Source organism: Mesorhizobium sp. B2-5-4 (assembly GCF_006441095.1).
GTDB lineage: Bacteria > Pseudomonadota > Alphaproteobacteria > Rhizobiales > Rhizobiaceae > Mesorhizobium > Mesorhizobium salmacidum.
In genome coordinates, this window is sequence record NZ_VFUR01000014.1 from 157676 (window position 1) to 165732 (window position 8057).

Here is an 8057-nt window from a genome sequence, read left to right on the forward strand (position 1 = left end):
TTCAAGTGGGATCAGTGTGCGGGCTGTTCTGCCCGGCGACGGCAGTAAGAGACCGTAGATCCCGCTCAATCTTGGTCTTGCAATGACCTGAAAGCATACTTTTTTGTGAGCTTTGATGTTGGGGCTGTTCGGCAAACCAGGCGATGTGGTCTAAGCGCCGCATGGCGGGAATTGACGACTCCATCGATCGTTGGATGCCAGCAGGGCTGCCTGCCGCGGGGCTGGACTCAGCGTCGGTCTGGTCCGTCCTGCTTCGGCACCCCTGGGGTTTGCTGGCGCTTTTGTGCCTGGCGCAGACCCTGTGCTGGACGGTGGTGCCAACACTCATCAATCCCGCTCCGCCCGGTGATGTCGTGGAAGGCTTCATGTGGGGCCGCGAATGGGTGCTTTTAACCTACAAGCATCCGCAACTGCCCGGCTGGCTGCTCGAGACCAGCCATCTTCTGACCGGATCGTTCCGCTGGCCGCAATATCTGCTCGCTCAGCTGACGATCTCGGCCACCTTCGTCCTGGTCTATCTGCTGGCCCGCGACATGCTCGGACAACGCCGCGCGCTGGCTGCCGTGCTTTTGATGCCATCGATATATTTCTTCGGCTGGCCGACGCCGCAATTCAATCACGACTATGCGCAGATGCCGTTCTGGGCCGCGATCTGCTGGCTGTTGTGGCGCGCCGGCCGCGCCGGCGGGCCAGGCTGGTGGCTGGCGCTCGGACTGGTGTCCGGCGTCGGGCTCTACGCCAAGTTCTCTACCGGACTGCTGCTTGCCTTCGGCGGCCTCTGGCTGCTGTACGAGCCGCGCGCGCGCAGCCGGCTGGCGACACCCTGGCCATGGCTTGGCCTGGCCGTTTTTCTCGCGGTCGCCGCGCCGCTGGCCGTCGCACTTTACCGCATGGATTTCCTGCCGCTGACCTATTTCGCCGGCCGCGACGCTTGGGTGACCGAACACCGTGCGCGCCTCTACTATATCGGCGTCCAGATCGCCGGGTTTTCCGGCTTTCTCCTGGTGTTGGCGCTATCAGGGCTCTTGCGGCGCTCACCAGCCCCGCAAGAGCCGGTCGAGCGCGGCACCCTCGTCTATCTCATATGGATGGGGCTTGGGCCCGCGGCGCTAGTCATGGTCGCCTCGCTGTTCACCGGCACCGGCGAGGCCTGGAGCGCGCCGATGTACAATCTTGTCGGTGTGGTCGCGCTGGCCTTTCTCGGTCACCGGCTCGCCGCCGTCGAGATGCGAAAGCTAGCGATCTGCGCCTTCATCTGCATCGTCACCATGTCGGGCGCATATGCGGCAATCCGCTGGACGGACTGCAATGTGCGCGGGCGCATGGACGCCGTCTGCTGGCCGGCGCAGCCGATCTCGGACGAGGCCGAGGCAATCTGGCACGCGGCGGCGCCCGGCCAGCTCGACATCGTCGGTGGCGACACCAATCTTGCTATGCTGGCGGGCCTCAATGCCGATGACAAGCCGTCGATCTTCACCGACCTCGATATGCGGTTCGCACCCTGGATCACGAGGCAGCGGTTGCGCGACCATGGCATGCTGATGATTTGGCGGGGTCATGGCGTGCCGCCACAGTTGCGGGCATGGTTGGACAACATCCCGGTCAAGACGGTTCTTTTCAACTGGTCGCGCGAGGCGCCGCCGGTAGCGATCAGTTTTGCCGCCATTCCGCCTGGTACGCGATATCTGCCGGTTGCCGCCAGCAGCCGGACCCGGCATCCGCGCGTCTAAGGCGGGCAGTGTCATGCGCCGGTTCGTTAGGGGGCGCCTTCCACCGGTATGACCGAATGGCCGCTCGTCTGACTGGACGAACCGGGCGACAATGCCCATTTATGGGGATATCCATATTTGTTGTCGCGCAATTCCCCGGGGAAAGCCGCTACACTTTTCCTGGGATTGCCTTGAGGAGACGTTACATGGCGACTTCGAGCGAACGTGCAGTGCTTGCCGGTGGCTGCTTCTGGGGCATGCAGGATCTGATCCGGCGCTTCCCGGGCGTCCTCGCCACCCGTGTCGGCTACAGCGGCGGCGACGTGCCGAACGCCACCTATCGCAATCATGGCACGCATGCCGAAGCCATCGAGATCACCTTCGATCCGGCGAAAATCAGCTTCCGCCAGCTTCTGGAATTCTTCTTCCAGATCCACGATCCGACGACGCGCAACCGCCAGGGCAACGATGTCGGCATGAGCTATCGCTCGGCAATCTACTACACCAGCGAGGAGCAGAAGCGTGTGGCGGAGGACGCCATCGCCGATGTCGATGCCTCCGGCCTGTGGCCCGGCAAGGTTGTCACCGAGCTCGCGCCGGTCGGTGCGTTCTGGGAGGCCGAGCCCGAGCACCAGGATTATCTGGAGAAATATCCCAACGGCTACACCTGCCATTTCATCAGGCCAGGCTGGAAACTGCCGGTTCGCGAAAAGGCAGTTTCATAAGTTTTTTTGGCGGCGGGCAGAATTTCTATAAATTCAACGCCAGAGCGGTTCACGGGCTTCGCGGAAGCAACTGACCGCTCTATCTCTTTGTTTTGACGCAAGTCCGGCCAGAAACCGCTTCACACTTTTCCTGCGATTGCGTCTGGTGAACAACCCCTCGGCATTGCGAAGGTTCCAGACAAATTTCCGAGCCGGGGCACCCGGTTGCGTCTGCGCTGGCGCAATGCTTTTGGTGCAGCTTGCTGAAAAAACAGCTTCCCCAACCGATCGAATGGTGCTTTAACGCCGCCATCCACAGGGGTGCTCCGTACGGTCGGGGCTGAGACGGGGGCGGCAAGCCCACAGACCCTAGAAGCTGATCTGGGTAATACCAGCGGAGCGAGGCGGGCGATGTTTTCAGGCGCACAGGTTTCCCTATATCCAATGGCCGACGATTTTGTCGGCGTCATCCTGGGCGCGCTCGGCGCGCTCGATCCGTACCGCGACAAGCTCAGGATCGAGACCGACGACATCTCGACCCTGCTGGTCGGGCCCCCCGAGGTGTTGTTCCCGGCGCTGCGCGACCTTTTCGTGGCTGCGTCCGGCAGCGGCAAGCATTGCGTGCTGTCGGCCACCATTTCGCGTGGCTGTCCAGGGGAGCCGGACGATCCAATCTGCCGCTCCAACACGTTCGGCGGACCCGCCGGGCCACTCGGACCACGCAAGCAAGCGGCCATCACCGCCGTGCGCTGCGCGCCCGCCACTGGCCAGCCAGCGGCGGCGCAGTTCTCGCTCTATGTGATGGGCACGGACGACCACATGGACGAGATCCATGGCTGCATCGATTTCCTGAAGCAGTCCGGCGTCTACGATCGCTCCAAGAATTTCTGCACCAAGCTGCGCGGCGATGCCGGCGCGATCTTCTCGGCGCTCGATGAAGCGTTCTGCCGCTTCGGGCCAGGCGCCGGCCACGTAACCCTCGACGTCACGGTTTCGGCCAACAGTCCCACTGCCGTCTGAACCGCTCGCGCCGAAGCGCGCGCGCCGTCAAGGTTATCCTCTCGTGGTTTCATCGTCATTCAACCCGCGTCAACTCGTGGGCTTCTTCGCCCAGGCAGCGCCGGCCGTGATAACGATCGGTCTGGTGCTCGTGGCCTGGGAACTCTACGCAAACCATTCCGGCATCAAGCCGACGGTTCTGCCGGCGCCCTCGCGCGTCTTCGAACAGGCGATGCTCAATCGTGACGCGCTGCTCGACAATGCCATTCCCACCATGCGCGCCACGCTGATCGGTTTTGCCTGTTCGCTCAGCGCCGCCTTCGCGCTGTCGATGCTGGTCGACTTCTTCCAGCCTTTGCGGCGCGCGCTGTTTCCCGTGTTTATCGTCAGCCAGACTTTGCCGCTGGTCGCCATTGCGCCATTGGTGGTGCTTTGGTTCGGTTTCGGGCTGACGCCCAAGATCATGCTGGTGGCGCTGGTCACCTTCTTCCCGATGCTGGTGGCCCTCGTACAGGGCTACGAGGCGACCGAGGTTGAGATTGGCCAGATGCTGCGCGCCATGGGAGCAGGGCGCTGGCGGGTCTTCATGCTGGCACGGTTGCCTTCGGCGCTGCCGTATTTCTTCGCGGGCCTCAGGATCTCCATCACCTACGCCGTCGTCGGCGCCATCTTCGCCGAATATGCGGGCGCGGCCAAAGGGCTGGGCATCTACATGCTCAACGCCAAGAACAATTTCCGTCCCGACCTGGTGCTCGCCGCCGTCGGCGTCAGCGCCGCGCTCACCCTCGTCCTGTTCGGGCTGACGGTGCTGCTGCAGCGTCTGGCCATGCCCTGGGAACAAGCCGCTGGCAGGCAAGCCGCCGGAAGAGGCCCGCAAGCATGAGCCGGCTCGAATTGCGGCATATGCGCAAGGTCTTTGGCGGGCTCGAAGTGCTCGCCGACATTTCACTGCGCGTGGATGCCGGCGAATTCGTCTCGATCCTTGGGCCTTCGGGTGCCGGCAAGTCGACGCTGTTCCAGCTTTTGACCGGCGCCGAGCATGGCGAGGGTGAGATGTTCTTCGACGGCGCGCCGCTCGACGATCACGGCAGGCATTTCGCCTTCATGCCGCAGCGCGACGCGCTGATGCCGTGGCGGCGCATCCTCGACAACACGACGCTGGGGCTCGAGGTGCAAGGCGTCAGCCGCAAGGCGGCACGGACGCGGGTCGCGCCGCTGTTTGCCGAGTTCGGGCTTGCCGGCTTCGAGCGGCATTTTCCAGCGCAGCTTTCGGGCGGCATGCGCCAGCGCGCGGCGCTGCTGCGCACTGTCGTGCAGGAACGCGACATGTTGCTGCTCGACGAGCCGTTCGGCGCGCTCGATGCACTGATCCGGGCGGCCATGCAGCGCTGGCTCGAACAGATGTGGCGGCATCATCGCTGGACGGCGATGCTGATCACCCATGATGTGCGCGAAGCCGTGTTCCTGTCCGACCGCATCTATGTGCTGTCGGCGCGGCCGGCCCATGTCGTGCGCGAAATCAAGGTGCCACTGCCGCGCCCGCGTGATCCGACCAGCACCGCCACACGGCAGGCCGGGGCACTCGAGGCCGAAATCCTCGATATTCTGCTCAACCTCCAGCCATCCAAAGGACATGACCATGACTGACTTGACGCGCAGGCAAGCTCTGCTGCTCACCCTTGCCGGCAGCGTACCGCTGATCACCGGATCGAGCCGCTCCTTCGCGGCAACGCGGAAGGTCACCGTCGCGCTCGACTGGACGGTCAACACCAACCACATCGGACTGTTCGTCGCCCGCGACAAGGGCTTTTATCCCGAGGCCGGCCTCGAGGTCGACATCCTGCCCTATAGCGATACCGGTGCCGGTACGCTTGTCGCCAACCGCGTCGCCGATTTCGGCATCAACGGCACCATCAGCCTGTTCACCCAGAGGACCGCTGGGGCCGACTTGAAGGGTGTCTATGCCGTCGTGCAGTCCGAGACAGGCCGGCTGGTGTTCAATGCGGCGCGCAGCGAGATCAAAAGTCCGAAGGATCTGGATGGCCTGACCTATGGCGGCTTCGGCAGTGCCTGGGAGAACGCACTGATTTCAACCATCATCCGGCATGATGGCGGCAAGGGCGATTTCGAGACGGTGACGCTCGGCACTTCCGCCTACGAGGCGCTGGCCAACGGCTCGGTCGACTTCACGCTTGAAGTGTCGACCTGGGAGGGCGTCGAAGCCGAACTCAAGGGCGTCAAGCAGCGCAGCTTCGTCTACGCCGACTATGGCGTCCCCGACGAGCACACGACGCTTATCTCTTCGAGCGAAGCCTATCTCCAGGCAAATCCCGAGCTGGCGTCATCCTTCATCCAGGCAACGCGGCGAGGTTATCAGTTCGCGGTCGATCATCCAGAGGAAGCCGCCACGCTGCTGATCGCCGCCAACAAGGATGCCCTGAGCAATCCGGCGCTGATCCACGCCTCGCTGAAGACACTGATCGAGGGGCACTATCTGCGCGGGCAAGACGGCACCATCGGCATCATGGATCCGGCCAAGATGGAAGCGATCGGCTCCTATCTCCTTGCTGCCGGCATCCTGCACGATGCCGATGGCAAGATCGTCGCGCAACGTCCCGATTTTGCGAAATATTTCAGCAATGTGTACCTCAGATAGGCATCAATGCGGAACCGCGAAAGGATCGTCCGATGCTGGACGCCGGGATGTCGCCAAGGTTGCGGCCCCGACAAACCCCGGGTGCGGCCCTCACCTTCGATCCGGTTTGATGCCGATCTGATCTTCTCGGTTAACGGCCCGGCAATGGTTGCGTGCGAGGGTCGCCCCGAGGGATCATCGGGATGCTTGCCTTGCTCATGTTAAAAAGCGACACACTTTCGCCTGCAGCAGATAACCGGTTTTTGTCCGCGGCGCGCAAGCGCGAGATTCTGCTCGACCTGCGCGAAGGTTTCTTTCGTGTCTGCGCCTTGGTGTGCGCGGGGCTGTTCGTCTATCGCGGCGTCTATCAGCTTATCGAGGATCCGACCCGGCTCAATGCCGCGCTGGTGGCGATTTCCGAGATACTCACCTTCACCTGGCTGCTTCTGTCGCGGCGTCCGGTGACGCGTGACTGGAATCCGCTGACGGTCATCGTTTCGGTGTCAGCCAGTTTTGGCGTTGCGTTGATCACCCTCCAACCAGGCATTGCACTCATCCCCCTTTATGTCGCCGCGCCGTTGCAGTTCATCGCACTGTTGTTCGTTATCTGGGGTAAGATCTCGCTGGGGCGCTCTTTTGCGATCCTGCCCGCCAATCGCGGTGTGATGACGGGCGGTGCCTATCGGCTGGTGCGGCATCCGATCTATGCCGGTTACCTCGCCGGCCATGTGCTCTACCTCCTGTCGGCCTTTTCCTTCCACAATCTCGCGGTCTATGCGGTAATTACCTATCTCCAGCTTTACCGCATCTTGCGCGAGGAGGCCTTGTTGGCCACCGTGGCGGAGTATCGCGCCTACATGGAACGCGTGCACTACAGGCTGTTCTATCGGCTATTCTGAGAGCAAGATCGCCAAGGCACTGTTGGCGAACTCATTTTTGGGCTGTTCAGGGGCGGGTCGCCTCAACATCGCCCAGTGAATCAAAGATTCCCGGCAAAAGCCAGGGTTGTCAGCAGTCCGAGCCCGCCGTCCAGGCGGGCTTTTCTGCGTTTCGGGGCTGAATGTTCCGCAGTTGCAATGGTCCGGCGGAACGCCAGCCCCCCTAAAACGTTCATACCTTGCAACATCCGAAATGGCGCGATGTTGAAACAGCGCGAAAGCGCGCATTCAGGAGCAGGGAAGGCCATGGGTCTAGGAACGATACTGATCATTATTCTAATCCTCGCGCTGCTCGGCGGCTTCAGCGGTCTCGGCGGTGGCCCGTTCTACGGAACCGGTTATTATGGTGGTGGCGGTCTCGGACTTGTGTTGCTCATCGTCATCATCCTTGTCGTTCTGGGACGCATTTAGCAGTTCGATCACGGCGGCAATCGCCACGTCGCCGGGCACCGGATTGTGATGCAAGCAAGCCGGCTTGTGATCCGGCATTCCGCGGGACTCGCATATGGTGATTGCGGTCCACACCCCCGTGGAAACAAGAGGAGAAGGTCCCACCCTTTCATCCTCCTCCAAGGCCCGCCCGGTGTCCCCGGAGCGGGCTTTCCTTTTTCATCAAAGCGATTGCCTCGAAGTGCTGGCTCGCCGCAGGGTGATACTGGGCCACTTGCGGTGAAGCGTCCGTCCGCGGCGATCGCTGACAGAGTTCACATAGCTGCGCGTGCTCTCGACGAGCCGCTCGGCGCGCTCGACAAGGCGTTGCGCTTCCATGCAGATCGAATTGAAGCGCATCCAGCGCGAGATCGGCATCACCACCATCTTCGTCACCCACGACCAGGAAGAAGCGCTGACAGGCTGGCGGAGGGGCAGGATGTGGTGCTGCGGTGGTCACCGGAGAGCACGGTGCTGATCGCGGCGGGGTAGTCAGGGCGTCTATAGCTGCGACGGTTGGCATTCCTTCGCGCCCCCCTCTGTCCTGCCGGACATCTCCCCCCACGAGGAGGCCTTTGCACGGGAGCCGATATTTGGCGCACGTGATGCATGGGCGTTTTTTGAAAGGCGATCGGGCCGCCTT

Annotated in this window: 9 protein-coding genes, 1 pseudogene and 1 riboswitch; of the genes and pseudogenes, 9 read left to right on the forward strand and 1 reads right to left on the reverse strand. The window is 62.5% G+C overall.

The genetic code is table 11. The features are described 5' to 3' along the window. The first annotated feature begins 194 nt into the window (after positions 1–194). The 7 genes from FJ492_RS19040 to FJ492_RS19070 all read left to right on the forward strand — a co-directional run bounded on the left by FJ492_RS19040 (position 195) and on the right by FJ492_RS19070 (position 6946). The gene (locus tag FJ492_RS19040; RefSeq protein ID WP_140771529.1) at positions 195–1730 is read left to right on the forward strand and encodes a glycosyltransferase family 39 protein; all 1536 of its coding nucleotides are present in this window, start codon (positions 195–197) and stop codon (positions 1728–1730) included. 185 nt (positions 1731–1915) lie between these two features. Beyond that, entirely contained in the window at positions 1916–2434 is a 519-nt protein-coding gene (msrA, locus tag FJ492_RS19045; RefSeq protein ID WP_140510680.1) for a peptide-methionine (S)-S-oxide reductase MsrA, read from the forward strand. 286 nt (positions 2435–2720) lie between these two features. After that, positions 2721–2834: riboswitch (TPP riboswitch) on the forward strand. Next, positions 2825–3433, forward strand: a complete 609-nt coding sequence (locus FJ492_RS19050) for a YkoF family thiamine/hydroxymethylpyrimidine-binding protein (protein ID WP_140771531.1) — start codon at positions 2825–2827, stop codon at positions 3431–3433. (Overlaps the previous riboswitch by 10 nt.) Before the next feature lie 43 nt (positions 3434–3476). Further along, positions 3477–4295 (forward strand): ABC transporter permease, encoded by an 819-nt coding sequence (locus tag FJ492_RS19055; RefSeq protein ID WP_181166685.1) that lies wholly within the window; start codon positions 3477–3479, stop codon positions 4293–4295. After that, complete coding sequence (locus tag FJ492_RS19060; protein ID WP_140771533.1) at positions 4292–5059, forward strand: ABC transporter ATP-binding protein; 768 nt, start codon at positions 4292–4294, stop codon at positions 5057–5059. The genes FJ492_RS19055 and FJ492_RS19060 overlap by 4 nt, the downstream gene beginning before the upstream one ends. Further along, positions 5052–6068 carry an ABC transporter substrate-binding protein gene (locus FJ492_RS19065; protein WP_140771535.1) on the forward strand — a complete coding sequence of 339 codons (1017 nt, stop codon included), beginning with the start codon at positions 5052–5054 and terminating at the stop codon, positions 6066–6068. Before FJ492_RS19060 ends, FJ492_RS19065 begins: the two co-directional genes overlap by 8 nt. A 242-nt stretch (positions 6069–6310) precedes the next feature. Beyond that, the gene (locus tag FJ492_RS19070) at positions 6311–6946 is read left to right on the forward strand and encodes an isoprenylcysteine carboxylmethyltransferase family protein (protein WP_245262035.1); all 636 of its coding nucleotides are present in this window, start codon (positions 6311–6313) and stop codon (positions 6944–6946) included. Between the two features lie 80 nt (positions 6947–7026). Here FJ492_RS19070 and FJ492_RS28790 read toward each other — a convergent pair whose 3' ends face one another. Then, positions 7027–7257 (reverse strand): hypothetical protein, encoded by a 231-nt coding sequence (locus tag FJ492_RS28790; RefSeq protein WP_181166690.1) that lies wholly within the window; start codon positions 7255–7257, stop codon positions 7027–7029. Between FJ492_RS28790 and FJ492_RS19075 the strand changes: the two genes are divergently transcribed. Beyond that, a complete protein-coding gene (locus FJ492_RS19075) occupies positions 7232–7396 on the forward strand; it encodes a DUF3309 family protein (protein WP_023768317.1) in 165 nt (54 codons plus the stop codon). The genes FJ492_RS28790 and FJ492_RS19075 overlap by 26 nt on opposite strands. Positions 7397–7708: 312 nt before the next feature. Further along, a pseudogene (locus FJ492_RS19080) lies at positions 7709–7835 on the forward strand (spermidine/putrescine ABC transporter ATP-binding protein); the annotation flags it as partial. Positions 7836–8057: the final 222 nt, after the last annotated feature.

Coding starts and splice junctions, on each gene's coding strand:
- msrA (WP_140510680.1), top strand. CDS start 1,916: ATGGCGACTTCGAGCGAACGTGCAGTGCTTGCCGGTGGCTGCTTCTGG.
- FJ492_RS19040 (WP_140771529.1), top strand. CDS start 195: ATGCCAGCAGGGCTGCCTGCCGCGGGGCTGGACTCAGCGTCGGTCTGG.
- FJ492_RS19060 (WP_140771533.1), top strand. CDS start 4,292: ATGAGCCGGCTCGAATTGCGGCATATGCGCAAGGTCTTTGGCGGGCTC.
- FJ492_RS19065 (WP_140771535.1), top strand. CDS start 5,052: ATGACTGACTTGACGCGCAGGCAAGCTCTGCTGCTCACCCTTGCCGGC.
- FJ492_RS28790 (WP_181166690.1), bottom strand. CDS start 7,257: ATGATCAGTATCGTTCCTAGACCCATGGCCTTCCCTGCTCCTGAATGC.
- FJ492_RS19075 (WP_023768317.1), top strand. CDS start 7,232: ATGGGTCTAGGAACGATACTGATCATTATTCTAATCCTCGCGCTGCTC.
- FJ492_RS19050 (WP_140771531.1), top strand. CDS start 2,825: ATGTTTTCAGGCGCACAGGTTTCCCTATATCCAATGGCCGACGATTTT.